Here is a 24,371-nt window from a genome sequence, read left to right on the forward strand (position 1 = left end):
TTTTCTGTTGGTGTTGATTGTATGTGTGATGCTTAGGTGCTACTGTTCATGTGCTGTGGTAGTAGTTTTTTAGTGTGCACGCGACGGCGCCGCCCGGAAGCTCCAGGGGTAAGGTCGGGGGCAGCGTCAGATGTGTAAAAGAGGCAGGCACCTGCACCACGCGCAGTTCATCGGTATCGAGCTGGATCGCGGTGAGCTTGCCACCCCACACCGCGCCGGTGTCGATGGCGTGCACGCCCTGGGTGATGGTCAGGCCCAGCGCCGACCAGTGGCCGCAGACGACCTTGAGGTCACGCTCGACCCGGCCTGGCACTTCGAACCAGGGATACAGCCCCTGTTCCTGGGTGCCCGGCGTGCCCTTGTCTTCGATGCCGATGCGTCCGCGCGGGGTGCAGTAGCGCATGCGGGTGAGCACGTTGATGATCGCGCGCGAGCGGTCATAGCCGGACAGGTTCGGTGCCCAGCTCGGCTTGTCGCCGTACATGTTGCGGAACAGCTTGCGGTAGCCGGCGCCGTGCAGCTGCACCTCGACCTCGGCGGCATGCTTCTCGGCCATCTGCGTGGTCCACTTCGGCGCCAGGCCGGCGTGCACCATCATCCAGCCCAGCTCGCGGTCCACGTGCACCAGCTTCTGCAGGCGCAGCCAGTCCAGCAGTTCGTCGCGGTCCTCGGCCTGCACGATGCGCAGCAGGTCCGGGTTGACCTTGCGCTGTTCCTCTTCGGTGCGGGCACCGACGGCCAGCAGCGAAAGATCATGGTTACCCAGCACCACCACGCTGTGCTCGCGCAGCGAATGCACCAGCCGCAGCGTTTCCAGCGACTGGCCGCCCCGGTTCACCAGGTCGCCGCAGAACCACAGGGTGTCCTGCGCCGGGTCGAAGCGGATCTTCTCCAGCAGTCGCTGGGTGACGTCATAGCAGCCCTGCAGGTCGCCGATCGCCCACACACTCATCGTTCGGCCTCCGTGTCAGTGCAGGGTACGCGGGATGGCCAGCACGAAAGGTGCGACCGGCGCGGCAAATTCGGTGCCGTCGTCGGCGACCATGTCGTAGTGGCCCTGCATGGTCCCGTGATCGGTCCCCAGCATGACACCGGACGTGTAATGGAAGTCTTCACCGGGACGCAGGCGCGGCTGCTCGCCGATCACCCCGTCGCCATCGACATGCTCGACGCGGCCGTTGGCATCGGTGATACGCCAGTGGCGTGCGACCAGGCGCGCGGCAACACGTCCCTGGTTGTGGATGCGGATCGTGTAGGCGAACGCATAGCGCCCGTCTTCCGGCGCAGATTGATCGTCGAGGAAGCGCGGTGCGACTTCGACGGAGATGGCGTAAACGTCAGCGTCTTCCATACCGGCAGTGTAATCAGGAGGCATTGGCCAAAGCGATGAATTCGGCCACGTCCAGCTGTTCGGCGCGGGCATCGGGACGCACGCCGGCGGCAACGAACTGTTCGGCGGACACCACGTTGTTCAGGGCGTTGCGCAGGGTCTTGCGGCGCTGCCCGAAGGCGGCCTTGACCACCTCGGCGAAACGCTTGTGGTCGTTGATGTTGATCGTGGCCGGGTCACGCGGCACCAGCCGCACCACGGCCGAATCGACCTTCGGCGGCGGCCGGAATGCGCCCGGCGGCACCACGAACAGCGAGGTCACCTGGCAGTAGGCCTGCAGCATCACGCTGAGCCGGCCGTACACCTTGCTGCCGGGGCCGGCGGCCATGCGGTCGACCACTTCCTTCTGCAGCATGAAGTGCATGTCGCGGATCACCGCGGCATGTTCCAGTGCATGGAACAGGATCGGCGAGGAGATGTTGTAGGGCAGGTTGCCGACCAGGCGGATCGGCTGGCCGGCAGCCAGCTCGGTGAAGTCCACGCGCAGCACGTCGCGGTGGACGATGGTCAGCTCGCCCAGCGGCTCGGCGGCAGCGGTCAGCGGCGCGATCAGGTCGCGGTCGAACTCGATCACCGTCAGTTTCGGATGCACGCGCAGCAGGGGCAGGGTGATCGCGCCCTGGCCGGGACCGATCTCGACCAGCCGGTCACCGTCTTTCGGGTTGACCGCCATCACGATCTTGTCGATGTAGTGGCGGTCGGCCAGGAAATGCTGGCCAAGCTGCTTCTTGGCCGGGGCGGTGAACACCGGGCCGGAGGGGGAATGCGGGGAATTCATGCGCTCAGTGTACGTTGCCGCGCAAGCTGCGCACACAGCGTTGTTGCCGCCTGCAGGCTGGAAGGATCGGCAATGCCGCGGCCGGCCAGGTCCAGCGCGGTGCCATGGTCCACCGCCACGCGCGGGTAGGGCAGGCCCAGAGTCAGGTTCACCGCCTGCTCGAAGCCGGAATACTTCAGCACCGGCAGGCCCTGGTCGTGGTACATCGCCAGCACGGTGTCGAAGCCGGCCAGCTTGGCCGGCAGGAAGGCGGTGTCGGCCGGCAGCGGCCCGACCAGGTCCATGCCCTCCGCGCGCAGGCGCTGCAGCAGCGGGATGACCAGGTCCAGTTCCTCGCGGCCCAGATGGCCGTCTTCACCGGCATGCGGGTTCAGGCCGAGCACGGCGATGCGTGGCGCGGGCAGGCCGAACTCGCGGCGCAGCGCGGCGTGCACGGTGCGCAGGGTGTGTTCCAGGCCGGGCGCGGTGATCGCGTCGGCCACCTCGCGCAGTGGCAGGTGGGTGGTGGCCAGGGCCACGCGCACGATGTGGTTGGCCAGCATCATGACCACCTTCACGCCGGCCTGGTCGGCCAGCAGTTCGGTGGTGCCGCTGTAGGCGATGCCGCCTTCGTTGATGACCGCCTTGTGCACCGGGCCGGTGACCACGCCGTGCAGTTCGCCGGACAGGCAGGCCTGGCCGGCACCCAGCAGGGCGCCGATGACCGCCCCGGCATTGGCCGGGTTGGCCTGGCCGAAGTGGCTGGGCACGGTATTGGCCACAACGCGCGCACGCAGATCGCCGGGGACGCGTGCTTCGGCGTCCTCGGGCAGCAGCTGCAGGGGCAGGTTCAGCGCGGCCGCAGCCGCGCGCAGGGTATCCGGGTCGGCGAAGGCCAGCAGCCGGCAATCTTCACGCGGCTGCTGGACGAGGCGGACACACAGTTCCGGGCCGATCCCGGCGGGCTCGCCCGGTACCAGAGCGAGCTCGGGGCGCATCGGTCAGGACTGCGGCGGCGTGGCGGTGTTTTCCGCGCGGTCGCCGCTGCGGAAGCTGACGTAGGCTTCGCCACGCAGTTCCTGCAGGAAGCGGTTGTACTCGTCTTCCAGCTTGCGGCGGCCGATGGTCTCACGGACCTGGGCACGCTGATTGTCGGTGGTCACGTCGGTCTGGCGGGTGCCCACGCGCTGCACGATGTGCCAGCCCGCATCGGTGCGGAACGGCTGGCTGACGCCGCCATCCTGGATGCCGGACACCTGCTGGCCGAACGCCGGACCGAACGCGTCGGCCGGGAACCAGCCCAGATCGCCGCCCTGGCCCTTGCTGTTGTTGTCCTCGGAGGACTCCTTGGCCACGGTCTCGAAGTCCGCGCCACCGGCGATGCGGGCACGCAGGGTATCGATCTTGGCCTTGGCGGCAGCGTCGCTCTGGTGATCGTCCACGCGCACCAGGATGTGGCGGCCGTGGTACTCGGTGACGGTGTGCTCACCACCGCTGGCGGCGCTGGCATCACGCACTTCCACCAGCTTCAGCAGCTGGAAGCCGCTGGGGCCGCGGATCGGGCCGACCACTTCGCCGGGCTTCATCTTTTCCATCATCTGCGCGAAGGCCTGCGGGATTTCATCCAGGCTGCGCCAGCCCAGGTCGCCGCCTTCCAGCGCGTTGGGGCTGTCCGAATAACGCACGGCGGCGGCGTTGAAGTCCAGCTCACCCTTGTCCAGCAGGGCCTTCACGCCTTCGGCCTTCTTCTGGCCGGTGGCGATCTGGTCGGCGTTGGAGCCGTCGGGCAGGGCGATCAGGATGTGCGCCAGGTGGTACTGGTTGCCCACCGTGGCCTGCTGCTTCAGGGCGGCGTCGACTTCGCCCTCGCTGACGCTGATGCGGCTCTGCGCGAAGCTCTGGCGCAGGCGCTGCACGGTGATTTCATCGCGCACCGAAGCGCGGAAATCGTTGAAGTCGATGCCGTCGTGGGCCAGGCGCTGGCGCAGTGCATCCAGGTTCGAGCCGTTCTGCTGGGCGATGGCATTCATCGCCTGGTTCAGCTCCTGGTCGCTGACACGGATGCCGCTGCCCTGGGCGCGGGCCACCTGCAGCTTGACCAGCACCAGGCGCTCGAGCACCTGGCGGCTGAGCACGTCTTCCGGCGGCAGCTGGTTTTCACGGCCGGCGTACTGCGCCTTGATGTTGGCGATCGCACGCTGGAGCTCGCTCTGCAGGATCACGTCCTCGTCGACGACGGCGGCGATGCGGTCCAACGGCTGCGCCTCCTGCGCGAGCACCTGCAGGGGGGCGGACACGCTGGACACCGCCAGCAGGGAGGCGAGAAGAACGGGGAAGCGCTTGGTCATGGGATCTGATTCGGATCGTAGTCATCCCGGGTCGCCCCGGTGTTGCTGGGCGGCACGAGATAGAGGTCGTCGCGGTTGTAGCCGAGGATAGCACGGCGCAGCGTACGGTCCGTGTCCTGGCCGATGGAGCTGAGGCCCTTGAGCACGAACTCCAGCTGGATGGAATTGTTCATGTCGCCTTCGCGGTTGCGCACGTAGCGGCGGGCCACCGCACGCACGGCCAGGCAGCAGCTGTCCCACTGCACGCCGGCGATGATCTCCAGCGGTTCCTTGTCCTGCAGCGAGTAGTAATACCGGCCCACCAGGCTCCAGCGCGCATTCAGCGGGTACAGGAACGACAGGTCGGCCTGCTCCAGCAGGGTCCGGTCATGCTTGTTGGCGGTCGCCGGGGCGCCGGCGTTGATGCGGTAGCGGTAGCTGAGGTTGATCACGCCATCGTTGGGCATCAGATAGCGGGCGCGGACGCTGGCCAGATCCTCGCGCTTGTACTTCGGGTCCCACTGGTAGGTGGCGCCCAGGGTCCAGCGGTCGTTGATCATGTAGTTGCCGTCGGCGATCCACGCCGACTTGCCCTTCTCCACCGGCGCGCCGCCCGGCGTGGTGCTGACCCGCGATTCGTCGAAGTACTGGATCTGGCCGATCGCGGCCGAGAAGCGTTCCTTGCCGGTGGTCTGGTCGATGAAGCGGGTGCCCAGTGCCAGGGTCAGCTGGTTGGCATCGTTCTGGCGGTCGGCGCCGGTATAGCGCGAGTCGCGGAACAGCTGGCCCCAGCTGAAGGTGAAGTCACGGGTGTCGAAGATCGGCAGCTCGTCCTGGTTGCGATAGGGCGTGCGCAGGTAGAACAGGCGCGGCTCCAGGGTCTGCAGGAATGACTTGCCACCGATCGACGTCTCGCGATCGAAGAACAGGCCGGCATCAAGGCTGCCGATCGGCAGGCTGCGGCTGGGCGAGGTATTGCCGCGCAGCTGTTCCGGGGTGGCCGTGGCCGGGTCGATGCCCTGCGAGCGCAGGATCTGGGCTTGGATGCCCCTTACCCCATCCACTAGACCACGGTCCAGTTGATAGGCGGTATAGCGGTAGGCCAGGGTAGGGGTCACATACCAAGCTGCGCCGCTGATCGGGAACGACACATACGGCTTCACGTCCAAGCGCGAACCGCCGCTGACACCGACGCCGTCAGTCCACTGCTCTCCATTGCGGGTGTACTGCAGGTCCTTGCCGGCGCCGACGGCGTTCTTGAAGTTGATGTCGTCGTGGGTGAAGCGCACCGCTTCGGTGTAGATGCCGGTTTCCAGCCACGGCAGCACCGGCTTGTTCCAGTTGAAGAACAGGCGTGGCTCGCGGTTGTAGGGCAGGGCGCGTTCGTCGAGGGTGTAGTCGGTCAGCTGCCAGCGGTCGGCCATGATGCCGGCCGTCCAGTTCTGGCCGGTGCCGTACAGGCCGATGGTGCTCTGCAGGTTGGAGGCGGTCACCCCCACCAGGCGGTTGGCGAAGTCCTCGACATAGCGTTCGTCGCTCACCCAGGCCAGGTTGGCGCGGGCCTGCCAGTGGCTGTTCACGTTGTGGTAGCCGTCGAACATCACCCGGCCGCGGTCGCGGTCGCGCAGCTTGTCGTTGGGCATGTAGCTGGTCAGCACCTCGCCACGGCCGCCGTTGTAGAGGTAGCGGAACTCGTTGTCGAGCAGCAGGCCGCGCCGGCTCATGTAGCGCGGGGTCAGGGTGTCGTCGTAGTTCGGCGCCAGATTGAAGTAGATCGGCTGCGCGTAGTCGACACCGTTGCGGCCGGACATGCCCAGCTGCGGGAACAGCAGGCCGGTCTTGCGGCGGTCATCGATCGGGAACTTGAAGTAGGGCGCCCACAGCACCGGCACTTTGCCGATGCGCAGCACGGCGTTGCGGGCCGTGCCGAAGCCTTCGTCGTTGTCCACTTCGATCTGCGGCGCCGACAGCTTCCACACCGGCTGCGACGGGTCGCAGGTGGTGTAGGTGGAGCGGTGCATCTGGCCGACCGCGCCCTGCAGGTCGACCGACTCTGCATCGCCGTTGCCCCGGCGCGACACCAGCTGGTACTTGATGTCGGAGATCTTGTGGGTGTCGCTTTCCTGGTTGCCTTCGGCGCGCTTGGCGACCATCCGGATCGACCCGTCCTGATAGCGGACATTGCCGTCGGCGATGTAGTTGCCGGTCTCGGTGTCGAAGCTGAGCTTGTCGGTACCGACGAACTGGTCACCCCGGCGCAGCGCCACGTTGCCCTCGTACTGCGGCACGGTGGTGGTGCCCAGCAGCTGGTCGCCTTCGATGTCGGTCGGCTGGTTCTCGCGGGCGGCCGCGGCGGCAGCCTTGTCCTGGGCCGGGACCGGGGTGGGGGCGTCGGTGAACGCGGGAATGACGTCGGTGGCCGGGCACAGGCCCCAGTTGAGCGGCTTATCATCGGCCATCGCCGGCAGGCTGATGGCGATGCTCAGAGGCAGGGGAAGCAGGCGGAGGGCTCGGCGCACGCGGTTCGGATTCGGGCGAAAACGGACGGTAGCTTGCCCCATCCCTTGCATAGGGGCAATGAAGGACGCCGGAGCCTGCCGGTTCGGGTTCATCCGGCGGAGGCACCCGCAGAGGGTGTGATCAGGGCCTGGACATGGGCCACGCTGCACTCGGCAAGGGCCTGCAGGTCGTAGCCTCCCTCCAGCATCGAGACCACCCGGCCGGCCGCGTGACGGCGTGCCAGCGCGTGCAGTTCACGGGTGATCCAGGCGAAATCGTCGGTCTCCAGCATCAGGTCCGCCTGCGGATCACGCAGGTGGGCGTCGAAGCCGGCCGAGATCAGCAGCAGTTGCGGGCGGAAGTCGTCGATGGCCGGCAGCATCTCGTCGGCCCAGACGTTGCGGAAGCGGAAGCCACCGCTGCCCGGTGGCAGCAGGATGTTCATCAGGTTGCCGGCACCGCGGTCGCGGCGCAGGCCGGAATTGGGAAACAGCCCGGCCTGGTGGGTGCTGTAGTAGGAGACCCGGGCATCGTGCTGGAAGATGTCCTGGGTGCCATTGCCGTGGTGCACGTCGAAATCGACCACCGCGATCCGCTCCAGGCCATGGCGGTCGCGGGCATAGGCGGCGGCGATGGCGATGTTGTTCAACAGGCAGAAGCCCATCGCCGTGCTGCTGGTGGCGTGGTGGCCCGGCGGGCGTACCGCGCAGAAGGCCAGCGGGTCCTCGCCCAGCATCACCGCATCGACCGCGGCCACGCCGGCACCGGCGGCGTGCACGGCGGCGCTGGCCGAACCTGGCGAGGTCCAGGTGTCCATGTCCAGCTGGCGCAGCGGCGCGGTCTGCGGCTGCAGCACGAAGTCGAGCAGGGCGCTGTCGTGAACCCGGGTCAGTTCACCGAACTTGGCTGGCGGCGCTTCGCGCCAGTCCAGCTGGCCGGGGAAGGCGGTGTGCAGCGCGTCCAGCACATGCTGCAGGCGTTGCGGGCACTCGGGATGGCCGGGACCGGGGTCATGCAGCAGGCAGGACGGGTGGGTATAGACCAGCATCGTGCCGACTCAGCGCTGGCGCTGCTGTGGTTGCCACAGCGCTTCGCCCTGGCCATCGGCGCGGGCCAGCACCCGGGCCAGCACGAACAGCAGGTCCGACAGCCGGTTGAGGTATTGCAGCGCCTCGCTGCGCACGGCTTCGTGGCGGGCCAGGGTGACCGTTTCGCGCTCGGCGCGGCGGACGATGGTGCGGGCCAGATGGCAGCGCGCGGCGGCTTCGCCGCCGGCCGGCAGGATGAATTCCTTCAGCATCGGCAGGTTGGCGTTGTAATGGTCCAGCTGCTGTTCCAGTGCCGAGACGTCGGCGGCATGGATCGCGACGTGGCCGGGGATGCACAGTTCGGCGCCCAGATCGAACAGCTGGTGCTGCAGATGCACCACCAGCGCGCGCACATCCTCGGGCAGGGGCACGGCCAGCAGCAGGCCGAGCGCGGCATTGGCCTCGTCGACGGTGCCGAAGGACGCCACGCGGGCGTCATCCTTGGCCACGCGCTGGCCGTCGCCAAGGCCGGTACTGCCGTCGTCGCCGGTGCGGGTGTAGATGCGCGAGAGGCGATGACCCATGGCGCGGCTCAGTGGCGGATGTCGCGGCGGGCCTGCTGGAGCTTCAACACCTGCTCCACAGCCAGCTGCAGGGCGGCGGCCAGCGCCACATAGATCGCCGTGGTGCGCAGGTAGGGCCCGAACCACTGCGCGTAGTTCTGTGCCCAGCCGGCCAGGGTTGGCTCGGCCACGTTGCGGCTGGACCAGTAGAAGCCGCCCTGTGCCAGCAGGTGGCAGACCGCCACCGAGGCGACCAGCAGCAGTGCGCCCTTGGCCAGTACCGGCCAGCGCGCGCTCTGGTAGTTGCGGCCCAGCAGCATGCCGCCGGCCCACAAAGAGAAGTAGGCCGGCAGCAGCAGCCAGTAGCCCGGCGACACGCAGTAGTGCTGCCAGAAATCCAGTCCGCTGCTGCGGATCACGATCCAGTCCACCAGCACGGCGAACACCATCAGCAGCGGGAACGCCCAGCGCGTCCAGCGGGCCAGGTAGAAGCCACCGATGAAGAACACGGCCCAGGAGGCATCCGGAATGGCCGCGAAGTGATTGACCCGGGTCGCCGCCAGCAGCAGTACGAGTACGGACAGGACGAAGGCGCGGTTGGCGGTATCGGACATGGCGGGGGCCCGGAGCGGATTCAGGTTTCATTCTAGCCCGCCGCGCAGGTTGGCGCAGGTGCCGCCCGTTCGGCGTACAGTCGGGGCGAGCGCGTATCATGAACACATGAGTGAACGACATGACGTGCTGATTGTCGGTGGTGGCCTGGTGGGTGCCAGCCTGGCCATTGCCCTGGACCGCCTGGGCCGTGACGTGGGCCTGCTCGAGGCCAGCCCGGCCGGCGAGCTGCCTGCGGTGTTCGACCAGCGCAATCTCAGTTTCGCTGCTGCCACCGTCAATGCGCTGACCGCGCTGGGGGTGATGCAGAAGCTGGCGATGGCGCCGGGCCCGATACGGCGCATCCATGTCAGTCGTGCCGGCGATTTCGGCCGTGTGCAGCTCGAAGCGGCCGATTACGACCGGCCGTGGTTCGGCCAGGTGGTGGTCGCGCGCGATTTCGGCCAGGCGCTGGAAGCGCGCCTGCAGGAGCTGCCGCGCCTGCGCCGTTACCGGCCGATGCGGTTCCTGGGGCTGGGCGAGGTGGTCGATGGTTACCGCCAGGTGCGGGTGGCTGACGAGGCCGGCGATCGCGTGCTGCTGGCACGCCTGGTGGTGGGGGCCGATGGCACCACCAGCGGCGTGCGTGGCGCGCTGGGCATCGAGGTCGACCGCCATGATTTCCAGCAGACCCTGTTCGTGGCCCGCGTGCGCAGCCAGCGCGCGCCGGATGGCACCGCCTGGGAGCGGTTCACCGATACCGGCCCGACGGCCCTGCTGCCGCGCGGCGATCGTCACTTCGGCACCGTGCACGGTGTTGCGCGCGACCAGGCCGATGCAGTGATGGCGCTGGACGATGCCGCCTGGCTGCAACGCCTGCAGAACGCGATCGGCTGGCGTGCCGGCCGCCTGCTCGAGTCCGGCCCGCGTAGCGCCTACCCGCTCATCCAGGTGCTGGCGCGTGCGCTGGCCGGTGAGCGCACGGTGCTGCTCGGCAATGCCGCGCAGACCATTCACCCGTTGGGTGCGCAGGGCTTCAACCTGGGCCTGCGCGATGCGCTGACCCTGGCCGAGCTGCTGGAGGATGCGCATGAAGATGCCGGCAGTGATGCATTGCTGCAGGCCTATGTCGCGCGCCGCGAGGAAGACCGCCGGCAGACTGTGGCGTTCTCCGGTGGGCTGGCACGCCTGACCAGCAACCCGGCGCCGCTGATGCGGCCGCTGCGCAGCCTCGGCCTGGTGGCCGCGCAACGCGCCTCGGTGCAGTCGATGCTGGTCGGTGGCGCGATGGGCTTCCGTGGCGAAGTGCCGCGCCTGTGCCGTGGAGAAGCCGCATGAGCCGACGCATGCGTCTTGATGTGGCCATCGTTGGTGGCGGCGTGGTCGGTGCCGCGTGCGCGCTGGCGCTGGCCGATGCCGGCCTGTCGGTTGCGCTGGTGGAAGGTCGTGAACCGGCACCGTGGCAGGCCGCACAGCCTGACCTGCGCGTGTTCGCTTTTGCCGCCGACAACGTGCAGCTGTTGAACCGCCTGGGCGTGTGGCCGGCGATCGCGCAGGCCCGCGCCTGGCCCTACCGGCGCATGCAGGTGTGGGATGCGGCCGGTGGCGAAGATCTGCTGTTCGACGCCGATCGCTTCGGCCGTCGTGAACTGGGCTGTATCGTCGAGAACGGCCTGCTGCAGGATCGCCTGTGGGCGGCGTTGCCGGCGGCGGGCGTGCAGCTGCACTGCCCGGCACGGGTGGAAGCGCTGGAACAGGATGAAGACGGCGTGCGCCTGCGCCTGGATGACGGTCGCCGCCTGGAAGCGGCGTTGGCGGTGGCCGCCGACGGTGCCGAGTCGACCCTGCGCCAGCTGGCCGGGATCGAGGTGGAGCGGCACGATTACCACCAGCGTGGCGTGGTGGCCTATGTGGACAGCGATCTTCCCAACCAGGCCACTGCCTGGCAACGCTTCCTGCCGACCGGGCCGCTGGCGCTGCTGCCGGTGGCCGAGCGCCGCAGTTCGATCGTCTGGACCCTGCCCGAGGAGGAAGCGGCTCGCGTGCTGGCCTTGGACGAAGATGCGTTCAACCGCGAACTGACCCGCGCCTTCGCTGCGCGCCTGGGTGACCTGCGGCTGGCATCACCGCGCGCAGCCTTCCCGCTGCGTCGCCAGCTGGCCCGTCATTACGTGGCCGGCCGCGTGCTGGCATTGGGTGATGCCGCGCATGTGGTGCATCCGCTGGCCGGGCAGGGCGTGAACCTGGGCCTGCGCGATGTTGCCGCCCTGCAGCAGTGGCTGGCGCCGTCGGCCGAGCGTCGTGGCCAGCCGCGGCTGTCGCCGCAGCGCCTGCAGCGCTGGGCACGCGAACGGCGCAGCGACAACCACATCGCCGCCTACAGCTTCGATGCGATCAACCGCCTGTTCTCCAACGACGAAATGCACCTGACCCTGGCCCGCGGTCGCGCGCTGGGCTGCGTCGGTAAATGGCCGCCGCTGGTGCAGGCATTCTGGAAGCGCGCCGCGGGGGTGTAAGCGGAATACAAACCGCACGACGTTGCGGGCATCACTGCCGAATTGCCCACCGCAGGATGCCGTTCTGGTAGGTGCCAACCTTGGTTGGCACAACGCTGGAAATACCCTCGCCTCATCCGGGCCCGGGGTGCCTGATGGATGTGCCAACCAAGGTTGGCACCTACCCAAAGCGGGCGCTGCTACCGCCGTAGATCCAGTAGATCCACGCCATGCGTGGATGAAGATCGCGCCGGTGGATCAATCAACCAGCCAACCGGCCAGGTCGGCACGATCCAGCTTGCCGCGACGCTTCACGTCCAACGCATTGAACTCATCGGCCAGCGCCGGGTTGGCCTGTGCTTCCTCGCGGCTGATGAAACCATCGCCGTTCACATCCAGCGCGGCGAAGTGGATGCGGTACTGGCCGACCACGCTGCTTGGTTCCAGCGAACGCACGGTCACCTGTGCCTCGCCGGCCGGCCGTGCAATCTCGACGCTGCCGCTGACCCGGCCAGCATCCAGCGGTTGCTGGCGGATCGCGCCGCCGGTGGGGCCCAGCGGCTGGCTCTGCGCAGGTGTGTGCGGCAGCTGCTGGGCAATGGCCGGTGCGGTTGCCAGCAAGGTGATCAGCATGGCGAGCGAGTGGTATCGCATGGTTCCCTTCCTCGGTAGCGCCGGGCCCTGCCCGGCGGGCGCGGTGGCCTCAGCGCAGCGGCGAGGCCAGTACCGTGATCTCCTCACGGTCGTGATAGAGCTGCTTGGCACGTACCACCAGCGGCTTGCCGGCCTGGTCCTGGAACAGGTCCAGGCACAAGCGGGTTTCGTCCCAGCGCTTCTTCATCGGCAGCTTCAGATTGAAGATCGCGTGCCTGCACCAGCCTTCGCGGAACCAGGTGGCCATGCGTTCGGCCACGCGGCGCGGCTGCTCGACCATGTCGCAGACCATCCAGTCCAGTGGCTGCTCCGGGTGCCAGTGGAAGCCATCGGCGCGCAGGTGTTCGACCAGGCCGGTGTCCAGCACGTGCTGGCGCAGCGGGCCGTTGTCGATGCTCAGCACGTGCATGTGCTGGCGGGTCAGCACCCAGGTCCAGCCGCCGGGTGCGGCACCCAGGTCGGCCGCGCGCATGCCGGGCTTGGCCAGCGCTTCGCGTTCTTCCGGCGTCAGCAGGGTCAGCAGCGCTTCGTCCAGCTTCAGCGCCGAACGCGAAGGCGCTTCGGGCAGCAGCTTCAGGCGCGGGATGCCCAGTGCCCACGGCGCGCTGTCGGCCGGGTCGGCCACGCAGACGAAGGCGTGGGTGCCGTCGACAAACACCACGTGCAGGCGCGGCAGGCGATTGTTTGGCTTGTCAGTGAGCTTGCCGGCCTTGCGCAGCGCCGGGCGCAGTGCATTGCCGAAGGCGCGGGCCAGCCCGGACAGTGGTTTGCCGGCGTCCGAATCGGGGTGCTCCACCCACAGGTCGCCGAAGCGCGGCGCATCGGCCAGCACCTCCAGCATCGGGGTGATCCGGTCAGCCGGGTCCAGCTGCGGCAGCTCGGCCAGCACCACCAGCTTCTGCCGCGCGAAGATCAGCTCACGCCAGCGCAGGCGCGGAGCCAGTGCCGCAGCTTCGTCGCACATGAAAAGCACGTAGCCGTCATTGCGCTGGGTACGCGCATAACCTGCGAAACCGGCTTCGCCGGCGCGGAACTGCAGCTCGCCGGCCAGCTCGGGCTCGAAGCCCTGCCGGCACAGGCACAGCAGGCCGATGCCGGTCTCAGTAACGGGCGCCATCGCTTTCCCCATAAGCACGCAGCACGCTGCGCGCGGCGTCGCGGTTCAGGCCCTGCACCACTTCGATGCCACGCTTGTTGAGTTCACCCACCCAGTCGGCCGGCAGCGGGCCTTCATCGAACGGGGTCAGCGCTTCGACGTCGGCCGAGTTGGCACCGATCAGCAGGCGGTCGATGCCGGCCCACACGGTAGCGCCATAGCACTGGCAGCACGGCTGCGAACTGGTGGCCAGGGTGACCGGCGACAGCACCGCGTTCAGGCGCGGGGTCTGCAGGCGCTGCTGGGCCAGCATGTAGGCCATGTTCTCGGCGTGCGCCAGCGAGGTCGCATGCGGCATCACCCGGTTCACGCCGGCGGCGATGACCTTGTCGTCCGGGCCGAACACCACGGCACCGAACGGGCCGCCACTGGCGTGCTCGACGTTCAGCCGCGACAGCTCGATCGCCAGCGCGACCTTGGCCTCATCGCCCGGATATCGACGATCCAGGTCGATCTGGTCGTGGATCCAGGCGGGAAGGGTCAGGTGGACTTGCGCGTACAGCATCGCGGGGGTGCCTCGTAGTGGAATGGAAGAAAGTGCGGTTGCTTGGGAAACCGGCGCGCAGTGTAGCTGCACCGGCCTGTATCGGGTGTGGCGGCGGGTCAGCCCGGCGAGCCGGTGCGGATCACCACGTACTGTTTGCGGAATTCCAGCCCGGCCTGCGGCCAGCTGGCCGCGTAGGCGCGCAGCAGGGGCAGGGCGGCGGCGAAGTCGTGGCCGTTGACCCGGCAATCGGCCTCGCACAGGCCGTCGGCATCGCGCGAGGCGAACAGGCGGATGGCGAGGAATTGGCGGGCTTTCAGCAGCTCGTCGAAGGCGTCCATGCTGCGGGTGAACAGGCAGCAGGGGCAGGAACCATGGTCGTCCTCGCTGCAGGTGGAGGCATCCACTTCCTGCGCACGGTAGTGCGCCAACGGCCCCAGCACCACGGTGCGCTCGTGTTCCTCGCCATCGTCACTGGCCGGATAGGTCAGGCCCATCATCGGCAGGCCCTGTGCATCTTCGGCGCCGATCGCGGTCTGCAGGGTCGCCAGGTCCACCCGCACCCAGGTCTGGAAGCCGGACAACAGCGATGCCTGCTCATCGGCACCATTTGCGTGCTGGTACTCGAACAGGCCATCGGCGAACAGTTGCGGATGCTGGCTTTCGATGACGGTGGAGGTCTGCCAGCCGCCGTTGTCGCGCGCGTGCGCGGCCATCGCATGCGGGGTCAGGCGCAGGCCGCTGTCCAGCAGCAGCGCGTTGCCGTCGACGCGACTGGCGATGCCGGCATCCTGCAGGACCTGCTGCAGCAGCGGGAGGAGGGCGGCGGAGGTCGTGGTCATGTCAGGCCTGTGGGTGGATGGGGTGGAACATCCAGGCAGGGCCTGGGGATCTAGCGGTCGAGCGCGTCGAGTTCGGCGCGATATCGCAGCGCGTCGGGTTGCTGCTGCGGATCGTTGCCGTGGTCGCGCAGCCAGGTTTCCAGCTCGCGGCGATAGTCCGCGCGGAAATCGGCATTGCCCGGGCTGAAGTGCAGCTTGCGCGCCGCCACTTCCACCCGCTCGCGTGCGCTGGCACGGGCCTGGGCGATGCCGTGCGGGGATTCGTTGGTGAGGATGACGAAGTTGCGCGGGAAACCCGGCGTGTACTTCACCACGAACGGCTGGTCCTGCGCCGGGATGCGGATGGCGTTTTCCAGCGGCCACAGCGAGGCGGTATTGGTGTGGAACACCACCTCCACATCGCGCCCTTCGGCAGTGCGCAGCACCGCTTCGTAGCGCCAGATGTACTGCTCGTTCATCGTCGAACTGGTGCGCTCGGACTTCACGATCACCGCTTCACCACGCTCGCCCACCACGTTGAGGAAGGCGGCGTTGAGGAAGTGGCCGAGGAAGATGTTGAGCATCGCCAGCGGGAACACCACGATGGCGTAGCCCGGAAAACGCCGCCACCACGAGACCAGCCCGGCCAGCACCATCGCCGAAAAGAACGTCAGCAGCGGATGCTGCGAGATGAACCAGAGCAGGACGGAGAGGGCGGTGATCATCGTCGCGGTAATGCGGGCGCCGTGCTGGCGCCCGCGCAGGTCCTCAGGCCGACCAGGTGTCGCGCAGGGTCACGCTGCGGTTGAACACCGGCTTGGCTTCGGTGTGGTCGCGGCGGTCGGCGACGAAGTAGCCGGTACGCTCGAACTGGAACGACTGCTCCGGTGCGGCGCTGGCCGCGGCCGGCTCGACATAGCCGGTGACAGTGCGGCGCGATTCCGGGTTGAGGTAATCGCGGTAGGTCTTGCCTTCCGATTCGTCGTCCGGGTTCGGTACCGAGAACAGGCGGTCGTACAGGCGGATCTCGGCCGGCACGCCGTGCACGGCGCTGACCCAGTGGATGGTGCCCTTGACCTTGCGGTTGGCGCCTTCCATGCCCGGACGCGATTCCGGATCCAGCCAGCCGCGCAGCTCGGTGATGGTGCCGTCGGCATCCTTGATCACTTCATCGCAGCGGATGATGCCGGCACCGCGCAGGCGCACTTCGCCACCCGGAACCAGGCGCTTCCAGCCCTTCGGCGGCACTTCGGCGAAGTCCTCGCGGTCGATCCACACTTCGCGTGCGAACGGCACTTCGCGGCTGCCGAAGCTCTCGTCCTTCGGGTGGTTGCTGAAGGTCAGCTGTTCTTCGTGGCCTTCCGGCAGGTTGGTCAGCACCAGCTTGACCGGATCGATCACTGCCATGCGGCGCGGCGCTGCACTGTCCAGGTCTTCGCGCAGCGCGCCTTCCAGCACGCTGAAGTCGATCAGCGAATTCTGCTTGCTGATGCCCACGCGCTCGGCGAACAGGCGCATCGCGGCCGGGGTGTAGCCACGGCGACGCAGGCCCTGCAGGGTCGGCATGCGCGGGTCTTCCCAGCCGTCCACCAGCTGCTCGGTGACCAGCGCCATCAGCTTGCGCTTGCTCATCACCGTGTAGTTGATGTTCAGGCGCGAGAACTCGATCTGGCGCGGCTTGGCCGCCTCGCGCGGCAGGCCGGCATCGACCAGCGGCTGGGTCAGCGTGTCGTCATGGGCGAAATCGACGTTGTCCACGCACCAGTCGTACAGCGGGCGGTGGTCTTCGAATTCCAGCGTGCACAGCGAGTGGGTGATGCCCTCGATCGAATCGCCCAGTGCATGCGCGAAGTCGTACATCGGGTAGATCGGCCACGCGTTGCCGGTGTTCTGGTGCTCGACGTGCTTGATGCGGTACAGCGCCGGATCGCGCAGATTGATGTTGCCGCTGGCCATGTCGATCTTGGCGCGCAGGGTGCGCGCGCCATCCGGGAACTCACCGGCACGCATGCGGCGGAACAGGTCGAGGTTTTCCTCGACGCTGCGGTCGCGCCACGGCGACGGGCGGCCCGGTTCGGTCAGGGTGCCGCGGTAGGCGCGCACTTCCTCGGCCGACAGGTCGCAGACATAGGCCTTACCCTGTTCGATCAGCTTCTCGGCGGCCAGGTAATAGGTCTGGAAGTAGTCAGAAGCGTGGCGCAGCTCGTTCCAGCTGAAGCCCAGCCAGCGCACGTCGTCCTGGATCGCGGCCACGTATTCCGGATCTTCCTTGGCCGGGTTGGTGTCGTCGAAGCGCAGGTTGCAGACGCCGCTGAACTCGCCGGCGATGCCGAAGTTCAGGCAGATCGACTTGGCGTGGCCGATGTGCAGGTAGCCGTTCGGTTCCGGCGGGAAGCGGGTCTTGATCGCCTGGTGCTTTCCGCTGGCCAGGTCCTCGCGCACGATCTGGCGGATGAAATCGCGCTTTTCGTGGCTGTCGGCGGGGGTCTCGGGGCTGGCGGGGGTGTGCTCGGACATGAGTCGGCGAAAAGAAAGGCAGAAAGGCCAACAGTCTAGCGCGTACGGGGCAGGGCTGCCCGGTGGGGTGAGGGGATGCCGGCCAGCGGCCGGCGGAACGTGGATCGCCGTGCAGTTGGGTAGTGCCGGCCGCTGGCCGGCAGAACGGTCATGCGCCGTCACCACCACCATTCAGCCCCGGGCGTATGCTGGAACCCTGTCCCACGGAGCCGCCGCATGCACATCGTGTACAAGGCCGACAACCTGTTCGACGCCCATCTGGTCAAGCACGCGCTGGAAGATGCCGGCATCCCGGCCTTCGTGTTCGGCGAGTCGTTGCTGGGCGGCATGGGCGAGTTGCCGCTGTTTGGTGTGCTGCGGGTGGGAATCCCCGATGCGGCACGCCCGCAGGCCGAGGACATCGTGGCGGCGCTGGACTTGGGCCACGCGCCGGACGCCCCCATTTCAGATGCAGACGACATAGCCGGACTTCCGGCGTAGGAGCGCATCATGTTGGGAATTGGCCAGGGCATTCTTGGCATCGGCGCCTTCAAGCAGCGCCTGCCGCGCCCGGAAGAAGCACTGCCGGGGCGTGACCAACCGCTGCCGCTGCACAGCAACCAGCACTTCGTGAACAGCCATCCGCTGAAGGACCGTTTCGCCGGCCTGCAGCAGATCCGTTTCGCGCTGGGCTGCTTCTGGGGCGCCGAGCGCAAGTTCTGGACCGAACCGGGCGTGTACAGCACCTCGGTCGGCTATGCCGGTGGCATCACCCCGAACCCGACCTATGAAGAGGTCTGTTCGGGCCTGACCGGCCACACTGAAGTGGTGCAGGTGGTGTTCGATCCGGCGGTGGTGAGCCTGGAGCGGCTGCTGCAGCTGTTCTGGGAAAGCCACGACCCGACCCAGGGCATGCGCCAGGGCAACGACACCGGCACCCAGTACCGCTCGGCGATCCACGCCACCGACGAGGCGCAGTACGCCGCTGCGTTGGCCAGCCGTGAGGCTTACCAGGCGCAGCTGGATGCGGCCGGCTACGGCCCGATCACCACCGAGATCGTGTACCCGGCACCGGCGTACTACTACGCCGAGGACTATCACCAGCAGTACCTGGCGAAGAACCCGAACGGTTACTGCGGCATCGGCGGCACCGGCGTGAGCTGCCCGATCGGGTTGGATGTGGAGGCGCCGCGCTGACGCGCGGTGGTCCGCCTGCGGCGGGCAACGTCAACGGCTGAAAGCCAAAGCCAAAGCCAAAGCCAAAGCCAAAGCCAAAGCCAAAGCCAAAGCCAAAGCCAAAGCCAAAGCCAAAGCCAAAGCGGCTCTGGGTTGCTGCTTGTTGGGTGGGGCGGTGTGGGTTGGCAGGACACGCCGTAAACCCCGCTCCGCGGTCCGGCCCAGCCGCTGGCGGCTGTGCGTTCGGGCGCTTGCGAAGCAGTGCTTCGCAAGCAAAGCGCCCTCACCCCTGGGGGCTCGATGGCGCCATCCATGGCGCCAACGGTCCTGCCAACCCACACCGCCCCACCCCCGACAGTTTCCCGGTGACGGTGGGCGAGAGCATTGGTTACTGACGAACTGAAGAAAAACAAAAAGGACGCGGCGTTCGCCGCGTCCTTTTTGTTTGGTTCTGCATTGCCCTTGTAGAGCCGAAGGCAGCGGCAGGAGCCGCTGCCAACGTCGCTTGCGACGGCCCGGAGGGTGCCGGTCAGGACGACCGGCATAGTCATGCTCGGCTGCGAGCAAGCGAAGCGTGCGACCCGCTGTTGCTCTTCTTTCTTTCTTCCGTGGCGGGCGGCCACCGGAAACTGTCGAAGGCAGGGTGGGTAGGCCGCGCAGGGGCGTGAGCCGCATGGGCCCGAGGCATGCCTCGGGCGGGTTGGGCAGGACGCCCAACCCCGGTCTTGCCGTGTGCGCAGGACAGCGCACACGAGCAAGCGGCGACCGAGCTTACAGGGACGTACTTGCAGCGTCCCCTGCACGGCCTACCCACCCTGCCAACCACATGACCCGCTCTTCGCGACCAACCGACCCGCCACGAGGGGCTCAGCCGTTGGCCGAAATCCTCACAGTTCCGAACGAATGCGCTCGCGCAGCGCCTGCAGATCCTTGGCAAACGCATCGATACCGGTCGCCAGCTTCTCGGTGGCCATCGGATCGGCCGCCAGGTCGGCGGCGAACTTCGCCGCATCGATCGGGGTCACCGCCGCGCCATCGGCCGCACCGGCCACCAGCTTGCGCGGCAGCTCGCCGTGGTCGGCGTCCAGCTTCTCCAGCAGGTCCGGCGAAATCGTCAGGCGGTCGCAGCCGGCCAGAGCTTCGATCTGCGCGGTCGAACGGAACGAGGCGCCCATCACCACCGTCGGCGAACCGCGGCGCTTGAATTCGGCATACACGCCACGCACGAACTTCACGCCCGGGTCTTCGTCGATGCTGGCCGGGGCCTGGCCGTTGGCCACGTACCAGTCCAGGATGCGGCCGACGAACGGCGAGATCAGGAACGCGCCGGCTTCGCTGCAGGCCAGCGCCTGGGTCGGGTTGAAGATCAGGGTCAGGTTGCAGTCGATGCCTTCGGCCTGCAGGATGCGCGCGGCTTCCACGCCTTCCCAGGTCGCAGCGATCTTGATCAGGATCTTCTCGCGCGGCACGCCGGCGTCGGCGTACATCTGGATGAACTGGCGGGCCTTGGCCACGGTGGCGGCGGTGTCGTGGGCCTGGTCGGCATCCACTTCGGTGGACACGCGGCCCGGCACCAGCGTGCTCAGCAGCGCGCCGACGCCGATGGTCAGGCGGTCGGCCGCGGCATGCACCACGGCTTCGCGGTCGCCACTCTGCTGGCGGCCCCAGGCCAGTTCGCGTTCGATCAGCTCGGCGTAGACCGGCAGGTCCAGCGCCTTCTTCACCAGGGTCGGATTGGTGGTGCAGTCCACCGGCTGCAGGCGCTTGATCGCCTCGTAGTCACCGGTATCGGCAACGACCACGGACAGTTCGCGCAGCTGGGACAGTTTGGACGGGGTACTCATTACGGCTCCTGGTGCAGGGGGATCGAATCGCGCGCGGTGCGCAGCGGTAATTAGGGGCGGTCGTTGTGGACCGCGGTCACGCGCAGGCGCAGCTTGCGGCCGCCGGGCGCGTTCCAGTCGATGCTCTGGCCGATCGAAAGGCCGAGCAGGGCACTGCCGACCGGGGCCAGCACGGAAACCTTGCCTTCATCGACGTTGGCTTCGCGGGGGAAGACCAGGGTCAGGACGTGCTTCTCGCCCGACACTTCATCTTCGCACTCCACGCGCGAATGCATCATGACGATGCCTTCGGGAATCTGGTCCGGTGCCAGCACGGTGGCACGGTTGAGTTCTTCAGCAAGCGCGAGCGCGGCAGGCGTCTGGCTCAGCGCAGGGGACTCGAGCATGGCGTCCAGGCGGTCCATGTCGAAGGTGGAAACGGTGATCGACGGCGGCAGGCCGCTGGCGGTACTCATGGTGAAGCTCCTTGGTTGAAAGCCATGCAAAAGGCGGCACCTGCTGGCGCCGCCTGTCTGTATTGTGGGGACAAATGCGGCCGGAATCGACTCCTGACGATTCCAGGCCGGTGCTGCGGGGGTTCAGCCGTTCAGCGCGGGGCCGGGCAGGGCGGCAGTGTCGCCGGCGGCGTTGACCGCCTCCAGGGTGAACAGCGCCTGTGGCAGGCGCTTGAACTGGTCGGCCAGCTCCATCAGGAAGTCGTTCATGGCCGAGCTGCGGCGCCAGATCATGGCGATGCGGCGGCTGGGACGACCTTCGCCGGTGAAGTCGAGCAGGCGGATGTTGTTCGAGCGCGGCACCGGCGGCTGCACCGAGAGGCTCGGCAGCAGGGTGATGCCGACGTCGGCGGCGACCATCTGCCGCAGGGTTTCCAGGCTGGTGGCGCGGAACTCGGACTTCTCGTTGGCGCCGAACAGGCGGCAGACTTCCAGTGCCTGGTCGCGCAGGCAATGCCCGTCTTCCAGCAGCAGCAGCTTCTGCGTGGCCAGTTCCTGCACGTCCAGGTGTTCGCGACGGGCCAGCGGGTGGCGCCCGGAGACGGCCAGCAGGAACGGTTCCTCGAACAGGAACTCGGCATGCAGCTGGTCGTCGATTACTGGCAGGGCCAGCAATGCAGCGTCGAGCTTGCCTTCGCGCAGGCGGTCCAGCAGCACATCGCTCTTTTCCTCGACCAGCAGCAGTTCCAGCTCCGGGAAGCGATCGCGGATGCGTGGGATCACATGCGGCAGCAGGTACGGGCCGAGGGTCGGGAAGATCCCCAGGCGCACCGTACCGGCTTCCGGGTCGCGGCTGCGTCGCGCCGCTTCCTTCAGCTGTTCCACTTCGGACACGATCACACGCGCCCGTGCCGCCGCTTCCTGGCCGGCCGGGGTCAGCATCACCTTGCGCGGTGCGCGTTCCACCAGTGGCAGGCCCAGCTCTTCTTCCAGCTTGCGGATCTGCGTGGACAGCGTCGGCTGGCTGACAAAGCAGGAGGCGGCAGCCCGGCCGAAATGCTTGTGGTCGGCCAGGGCTACCAGGTACTTCAGATCACGTAGGTTCATCCTTACACCCCAGGGGTAACGGACCGGCTGACGGCGTGGTTACCCGACAGGCAGACAATGCTCCCGGTGATCTGGGAACGGTGGATCAGGCAGCTTCAGCAACGGCACCGCTGCTGTTGCTCACCGACGAGCGGATCAGGTGGTCGAACGCGCTCAGTGCGGCGGTCGAACCGGCGCCCATGGCGATGATGATCTGCTTGTAGGGTACCGTCGTGCAATCGCCAGCAGCGAACACACCCGGCAGGTTGGTCTGGCCGCGGTCGTCGATGACGACCTCGCCACGCGGCGACAGCGCCACGGTGTCCTTCAGCCACTCGGTGTTGGGCAGCAGGCCGATCTGCACGAAGATGCCTTCCAGCTCGACGCGGTGGGCGTCGCCGCCGATGCGGTCCTTGTAGACCAGGCCGGTGACACGGCTGCCGTCGCCCAGCACTTCAGTGGTCTGTGCGCTGGTCAGCACGGTGACGTTGGCCAGGCTGCGCAGTTTCTTCTGCAGCACTTCATCGGCGCGCAGGCTGGAATCGAACTCCAGCAGGGTTACATGCGACACGATGCCGGCCAGGTCGATGGCTGCTTCCACGCCGGAGTTGCCGCCGCCGATCACCGCCACGCGCTTGCCCTTGAACAGCGGACCATCGCAGTGCGGGCAGTACGCCACGCCCTTGTTGCGGTACTGGTCTTCGCCCGGCACGTTCATCTGCCGCCAGCGTGCGCCGGTGGACAGGATCACCGAACGCGACTTCAGCACCGCGCCGTTTTCCAGCTGCACCTGCACCAGACCGTCTTCACCGGCCGGCACCAGCGCACTGGCGCGCTGCAGGTCCATGATGTCCACCTCGTACTCGCGCACGTGCTGTTCCAGCGCCGTGGCCAGCTTCGGGCCTTCGGTCTCCTTCACCGAAATGAAGTTCTCGATCGCCATGGTGTCCAGCACCTGGCCACCGAAACGCTCGGCGGCGATGCCGGTGCGGATGCCCTTCCGTGCGGCGTAGATCGCCGCTGCAGCGCCGGCCGGGCCACCGCCCACCACCAGCACGTCGAAGGCGTCCTTGGCGGCGATCTTCTCGGCATCGCGCTTGCCGGCATTGGTGTCCAGCTTGGCCACGATCTGCTCGAGGGTCATGCGGCCCTGATCGAACACCTCACCGTTGAGGTACACGGTCGGCACCGACATGATCTCGCGCTTCTCGACTTCGTCCTGGAACAGGGCACCGTCGATGGCCACATGCTGGATGCGCGGGTTGAGTACCGCGGCCAGGTTCAACGCCTGCACCACGTCCGGGCAGTTCTGGCAGGACAGCGAGAAGTAGGTTTCGAACTTGTACTCGCCTTCCAGGTTCTGCACCTGCTCGATCAGCTCAGCGGTAGCCTTGGACGGATGACCGCCCACCTGCAGCAGGGCCAGCACCAGCGAGGTGAACTCGTGGCCCATCGGCAGGCCGGCGAAGGTCAGGTGGATGTCCTGGCCCGGGGTGCCCAGGTCGAAGGACGGCACGCGGCCCTGGCCATCGCGCAGCACCTGCAGCGAGATCTTGTCCGACAGGCTGTCCAGGGTCTGCAGCAGTTCCAGCATTTCCTGCGACTTGGCGCCATCGTCGGCGTGCGCGGTGATCTGGATCGGGCGGGTCACGCGCTCCAGATAGGTCTTCAGCTGCGACTGCAGGTTGGCGTCCAACATCGGGTCTTCTCCTGGCTTCAGGCAAACAGGGGGCGTGGCACCGCTGTAGAAGGTAGCGGACCAGCAGGGGGTAGGGGTGAACCCAAGACAGCGACCGTGGAAGGGGCTGGCTGGCCAAGGCGGGCGAGCGTTGGCTGTCTTGGGTTCACCCCCACGCCGGCGGGGGGGCCGGCACGGGGATGAAGGGCTCGCTGTGGCGTGGGGCCACGGCAGGCCGGTACTGCCTTAGATCTTGCCGACCAGGTCCAGCGACGGGGTCAGGGTCTTCTCGCCTTCCTTCCACTTGGCCGGGCAGACCTGGTTCGGGTTGGCGGCGGTGAACTGGGCAGCCTTCAGCTTGCGCAGGGTCTCGGACACGTCACGGGCGATCTCGTTGGAGTGGATCTCCAGGGTCTTGATCACGCCTTCCGGGTTGATGATGAAGGTGCCGCGCAGGGCCAGGCCTTCTTCCGGAATGTGCACGCCGAAGGCATTGGTCAGCTGGTGGGTCGGGTCACCGACCAGCGGGAACTGGGCCTTGCCGACGGCCGGCGAGGTTTCGTGCCACACCTTGTGCGAGAAGTGGGTATCGGTGGTGACGATGTAGACCTCGGCGCCGGCCTTCTTGAACTCGGCGTAATGGTCAGCGGCGTCTTCGATCTCGGTCGGGCAGTTGAAGGTGAAGGCTGCCGGCATGAAGATCAGGACCGACCACTGGCCCTTCAGGGTGCTGTCGGAGACCTTGATGAACTCGCCATTCAGGTAAGCATTGGCTTCGAACGGCTGGATCTGGGTGTTGATCAGGGACATCGTTTTTCCTCTGGGTGAAGGGGAGTGGGTGAATCGACAGGACCTAGGTTACCGATTCGCTCGCGATAAGAACAATCCATTG

24 protein-coding genes are annotated in these 24,371 nt (G+C 67.4%); 4 read left to right on the forward strand and 20 right to left on the reverse strand.

Annotation, left to right across the window (positions count from 1 at the left end; all coding sequences use genetic code 11):
- Nucleotides 1-46: 46 nt before the first annotated feature.
- The 9 genes from EKL94_RS08215 to EKL94_RS08255 form a co-directional block, all read right to left on the reverse strand.
- A complete protein-coding gene (locus tag EKL94_RS08215; RefSeq protein WP_260473407.1) occupies nt 47-952 on the reverse strand; it encodes a symmetrical bis(5'-nucleosyl)-tetraphosphatase in 906 nt (301 codons plus the stop codon).
- A 15-nt stretch (nt 953-967) separates the two neighbouring features.
- A complete protein-coding gene (gene apaG, locus EKL94_RS08220; protein WP_005412297.1) occupies nt 968-1,351 on the reverse strand; it encodes a Co2+/Mg2+ efflux facilitator ApaG/CorD in 384 nt (127 codons plus the stop codon).
- A 13-nt stretch (nt 1,352-1,364) separates the two neighbouring features.
- Entirely contained in the window at nt 1,365-2,168 is an 804-nt protein-coding gene (rsmA, locus tag EKL94_RS08225; protein ID WP_005408139.1) for a 16S rRNA (adenine(1518)-N(6)/adenine(1519)-N(6))-dimethyltransferase RsmA, read from the reverse strand.
- Nucleotides 2,165-3,145, reverse strand: coding sequence for a 4-hydroxythreonine-4-phosphate dehydrogenase PdxA (gene pdxA / locus EKL94_RS08230; protein WP_126928709.1), 981 nt, complete (start codon nt 3,143-3,145; stop codon nt 2,165-2,167). Before pdxA ends, rsmA begins: the two co-directional genes overlap by 4 nt.
- A 3-nt stretch (nt 3,146-3,148) precedes the next feature.
- Nucleotides 3,149-4,495, reverse strand: a complete 1,347-nt coding sequence (locus tag EKL94_RS08235; RefSeq protein ID WP_049435572.1) for a peptidylprolyl isomerase — start codon at nt 4,493-4,495, stop codon at nt 3,149-3,151.
- On the reverse strand, nt 4,492-6,993 hold the full coding sequence (lptD, locus tag EKL94_RS08240) for an LPS-assembly protein LptD (RefSeq protein ID WP_126928710.1): 2,502 nt from the start codon (nt 6,991-6,993) through the stop codon (nt 4,492-4,494). Before lptD ends, EKL94_RS08235 begins: the two co-directional genes overlap by 4 nt.
- 89 nt (nt 6,994-7,082) lie before the next feature.
- Nucleotides 7,083-8,021 carry a histone deacetylase family protein gene (locus EKL94_RS08245; protein WP_126928711.1) on the reverse strand — a complete coding sequence of 313 codons (939 nt, stop codon included), beginning with the start codon at nt 8,019-8,021 and terminating at the stop codon, nt 7,083-7,085.
- A gap of 9 nt (nt 8,022-8,030) precedes the next feature.
- Nucleotides 8,031-8,585: a cob(I)yrinic acid a,c-diamide adenosyltransferase gene (locus tag EKL94_RS08250; protein ID WP_126928712.1), complete on the reverse strand. Its 555-nt coding sequence runs from the start codon at nt 8,583-8,585 to the stop codon at nt 8,031-8,033.
- A gap of 8 nt (nt 8,586-8,593) precedes the next feature.
- Nucleotides 8,594-9,178, reverse strand: a complete 585-nt coding sequence (locus EKL94_RS08255) for a hypothetical protein (RefSeq protein ID WP_019338105.1) — start codon at nt 9,176-9,178, stop codon at nt 8,594-8,596.
- A 106-nt stretch (nt 9,179-9,284) separates the two neighbouring features.
- Between EKL94_RS08255 and ubiH the strand changes: the two genes are divergently transcribed.
- The gene (gene ubiH, locus EKL94_RS08260) at nt 9,285-10,493 is read left to right on the forward strand and encodes a 2-octaprenyl-6-methoxyphenyl hydroxylase (RefSeq protein WP_126928713.1); all 1,209 of its coding nucleotides are present in this window, start codon (nt 9,285-9,287) and stop codon (nt 10,491-10,493) included.
- Nucleotides 10,490-11,671, forward strand: coding sequence for a UbiH/UbiF family hydroxylase (locus EKL94_RS08265; RefSeq protein ID WP_126928714.1), 1,182 nt, complete (start codon nt 10,490-10,492; stop codon nt 11,669-11,671). Before ubiH ends, EKL94_RS08265 begins: the two co-directional genes overlap by 4 nt.
- Nucleotides 11,672-11,908: 237 nt before the next feature.
- Here EKL94_RS08265 and EKL94_RS08270 read toward each other — a convergent pair whose 3' ends face one another.
- From EKL94_RS08270 to EKL94_RS08295, 6 genes are all read right to left on the reverse strand, one after another.
- Complete coding sequence (locus tag EKL94_RS08270) at nt 11,909-12,304, reverse strand: EF-hand domain-containing protein (protein WP_126928715.1); 396 nt, start codon at nt 12,302-12,304, stop codon at nt 11,909-11,911.
- A 49-nt stretch (nt 12,305-12,353) separates the two neighbouring features.
- On the reverse strand, nt 12,354-13,421 hold the full coding sequence (gene rlmM, locus EKL94_RS08275; RefSeq protein WP_046428937.1) for a 23S rRNA (cytidine(2498)-2'-O)-methyltransferase RlmM: 1,068 nt from the start codon (nt 13,419-13,421) through the stop codon (nt 12,354-12,356).
- Nucleotides 13,405-13,965 (reverse strand): nucleoside deaminase, encoded by a 561-nt coding sequence (locus EKL94_RS08280; protein ID WP_126928716.1) that lies wholly within the window; start codon nt 13,963-13,965, stop codon nt 13,405-13,407. The genes rlmM and EKL94_RS08280 overlap by 17 nt, the downstream gene beginning before the upstream one ends.
- 98 nt (nt 13,966-14,063) lie before the next feature.
- Nucleotides 14,064-14,786, reverse strand: a complete 723-nt coding sequence (locus EKL94_RS08285; protein WP_126928717.1) for a DUF6348 family protein — start codon at nt 14,784-14,786, stop codon at nt 14,064-14,066.
- A 50-nt stretch (nt 14,787-14,836) separates the two neighbouring features.
- Nucleotides 14,837-15,490, reverse strand: a complete 654-nt coding sequence (locus tag EKL94_RS08290; protein WP_126928718.1) for a hypothetical protein — start codon at nt 15,488-15,490, stop codon at nt 14,837-14,839.
- A gap of 43 nt (nt 15,491-15,533) precedes the next feature.
- Nucleotides 15,534-17,282, reverse strand: coding sequence for a glutamine--tRNA ligase/YqeY domain fusion protein (locus EKL94_RS08295; protein ID WP_126928719.1), 1,749 nt, complete (start codon nt 17,280-17,282; stop codon nt 15,534-15,536).
- Nucleotides 17,283-17,498: 216 nt separating this feature from the next.
- On the opposite strand from EKL94_RS08295, the gene EKL94_RS08300 reads away from it, so the two are divergent.
- A complete protein-coding gene (locus EKL94_RS08300) occupies nt 17,499-17,762 on the forward strand; it encodes a putative signal transducing protein (protein ID WP_010481810.1) in 264 nt (87 codons plus the stop codon).
- A gap of 30 nt (nt 17,763-17,792) precedes the next feature.
- A complete protein-coding gene (gene msrA, locus EKL94_RS08305; protein WP_032968772.1) occupies nt 17,793-18,458 on the forward strand; it encodes a peptide-methionine (S)-S-oxide reductase MsrA in 666 nt (221 codons plus the stop codon).
- Nucleotides 18,459-19,324: 866 nt separating this feature from the next.
- Here the strand turns inward: msrA and EKL94_RS08310 are convergent.
- The 5 genes from EKL94_RS08310 to ahpC form a co-directional block, all read right to left on the reverse strand.
- Nucleotides 19,325-20,281: a transaldolase gene (locus EKL94_RS08310; RefSeq protein WP_126928720.1), complete on the reverse strand. Its 957-nt coding sequence runs from the start codon at nt 20,279-20,281 to the stop codon at nt 19,325-19,327.
- Nucleotides 20,282-20,331: 50 nt separating this feature from the next.
- A complete protein-coding gene (rnk, locus tag EKL94_RS08315; protein ID WP_005408156.1) occupies nt 20,332-20,736 on the reverse strand; it encodes a nucleoside diphosphate kinase regulator in 405 nt (134 codons plus the stop codon).
- A 123-nt stretch (nt 20,737-20,859) separates the two neighbouring features.
- On the reverse strand, nt 20,860-21,822 hold the full coding sequence (locus EKL94_RS08320) for a LysR substrate-binding domain-containing protein (protein WP_049436468.1): 963 nt from the start codon (nt 21,820-21,822) through the stop codon (nt 20,860-20,862).
- A gap of 85 nt (nt 21,823-21,907) precedes the next feature.
- Nucleotides 21,908-23,500: an alkyl hydroperoxide reductase subunit F gene (ahpF, locus tag EKL94_RS08325; RefSeq protein ID WP_126928721.1), complete on the reverse strand. Its 1,593-nt coding sequence runs from the start codon at nt 23,498-23,500 to the stop codon at nt 21,908-21,910.
- 225 nt (nt 23,501-23,725) lie between these two features.
- Nucleotides 23,726-24,289 (reverse strand): alkyl hydroperoxide reductase subunit C, encoded by a 564-nt coding sequence (gene ahpC / locus EKL94_RS08330; RefSeq protein ID WP_004144811.1) that lies wholly within the window; start codon nt 24,287-24,289, stop codon nt 23,726-23,728.
- Nucleotides 24,290-24,371: the final 82 nt, after the last annotated feature.

This window comes from Stenotrophomonas maltophilia (assembly GCF_003970865.1).
Taxonomy (GTDB): domain Bacteria; phylum Pseudomonadota; class Gammaproteobacteria; order Xanthomonadales; family Xanthomonadaceae; genus Stenotrophomonas; species Stenotrophomonas maltophilia_AR.

What these genes read in the sequence shown, in the direction of transcription:
- EKL94_RS08290 (WP_126928718.1), bottom strand. Translation starts at nt 15,490, where the DNA reads ATGATCACCGCCCTCTCCGTCCTGCTCTGGTTCATCTCGCAGCATCCG.
- ubiH (WP_126928713.1), top strand. Translation starts at nt 9,285, where the DNA reads ATGAGTGAACGACATGACGTGCTGATTGTCGGTGGTGGCCTGGTGGGT.
- pdxA (WP_126928709.1), bottom strand. Translation starts at nt 3,145, where the DNA reads ATGCGCCCCGAGCTCGCTCTGGTACCGGGCGAGCCCGCCGGGATCGGC.
- EKL94_RS08235 (WP_049435572.1), bottom strand. Translation starts at nt 4,495, where the DNA reads ATGACCAAGCGCTTCCCCGTTCTTCTCGCCTCCCTGCTGGCGGTGTCC.
- EKL94_RS08265 (WP_126928714.1), top strand. Translation starts at nt 10,490, where the DNA reads ATGAGCCGACGCATGCGTCTTGATGTGGCCATCGTTGGTGGCGGCGTG.
- EKL94_RS08255 (WP_019338105.1), bottom strand. Translation starts at nt 9,178, where the DNA reads ATGTCCGATACCGCCAACCGCGCCTTCGTCCTGTCCGTACTCGTACTG.
- rsmA (WP_005408139.1), bottom strand. Translation starts at nt 2,168, where the DNA reads ATGAATTCCCCGCATTCCCCCTCCGGCCCGGTGTTCACCGCCCCGGCC.
- rlmM (WP_046428937.1), bottom strand. Translation starts at nt 13,421, where the DNA reads ATGGCGCCCGTTACTGAGACCGGCATCGGCCTGCTGTGCCTGTGCCGG.
- EKL94_RS08270 (WP_126928715.1), bottom strand. Translation starts at nt 12,304, where the DNA reads ATGCGATACCACTCGCTCGCCATGCTGATCACCTTGCTGGCAACCGCA.
- EKL94_RS08295 (WP_126928719.1), bottom strand. Translation starts at nt 17,282, where the DNA reads ATGTCCGAGCACACCCCCGCCAGCCCCGAGACCCCCGCCGACAGCCAC.
- EKL94_RS08285 (WP_126928717.1), bottom strand. Translation starts at nt 14,786, where the DNA reads ATGACCACGACCTCCGCCGCCCTCCTCCCGCTGCTGCAGCAGGTCCTG.
- EKL94_RS08245 (WP_126928711.1), bottom strand. Translation starts at nt 8,021, where the DNA reads ATGCTGGTCTATACCCACCCGTCCTGCCTGCTGCATGACCCCGGTCCC.
- EKL94_RS08310 (WP_126928720.1), bottom strand. Translation starts at nt 20,281, where the DNA reads ATGAGTACCCCGTCCAAACTGTCCCAGCTGCGCGAACTGTCCGTGGTC.
- rnk (WP_005408156.1), bottom strand. Translation starts at nt 20,736, where the DNA reads ATGAGTACCGCCAGCGGCCTGCCGCCGTCGATCACCGTTTCCACCTTC.
- EKL94_RS08320 (WP_049436468.1), bottom strand. Translation starts at nt 21,822, where the DNA reads ATGAACCTACGTGATCTGAAGTACCTGGTAGCCCTGGCCGACCACAAG.
- apaG (WP_005412297.1), bottom strand. Translation starts at nt 1,351, where the DNA reads ATGGAAGACGCTGACGTTTACGCCATCTCCGTCGAAGTCGCACCGCGC.
- ahpF (WP_126928721.1), bottom strand. Translation starts at nt 23,500, where the DNA reads ATGTTGGACGCCAACCTGCAGTCGCAGCTGAAGACCTATCTGGAGCGC.
- EKL94_RS08300 (WP_010481810.1), top strand. Translation starts at nt 17,499, where the DNA reads ATGCACATCGTGTACAAGGCCGACAACCTGTTCGACGCCCATCTGGTC.
- EKL94_RS08280 (WP_126928716.1), bottom strand. Translation starts at nt 13,965, where the DNA reads ATGCTGTACGCGCAAGTCCACCTGACCCTTCCCGCCTGGATCCACGAC.
- EKL94_RS08215 (WP_260473407.1), bottom strand. Translation starts at nt 952, where the DNA reads ATGAGTGTGTGGGCGATCGGCGACCTGCAGGGCTGCTATGACGTCACC.
- EKL94_RS08250 (WP_126928712.1), bottom strand. Translation starts at nt 8,585, where the DNA reads ATGGGTCATCGCCTCTCGCGCATCTACACCCGCACCGGCGACGACGGC.
- ahpC (WP_004144811.1), bottom strand. Translation starts at nt 24,289, where the DNA reads ATGTCCCTGATCAACACCCAGATCCAGCCGTTCGAAGCCAATGCTTAC.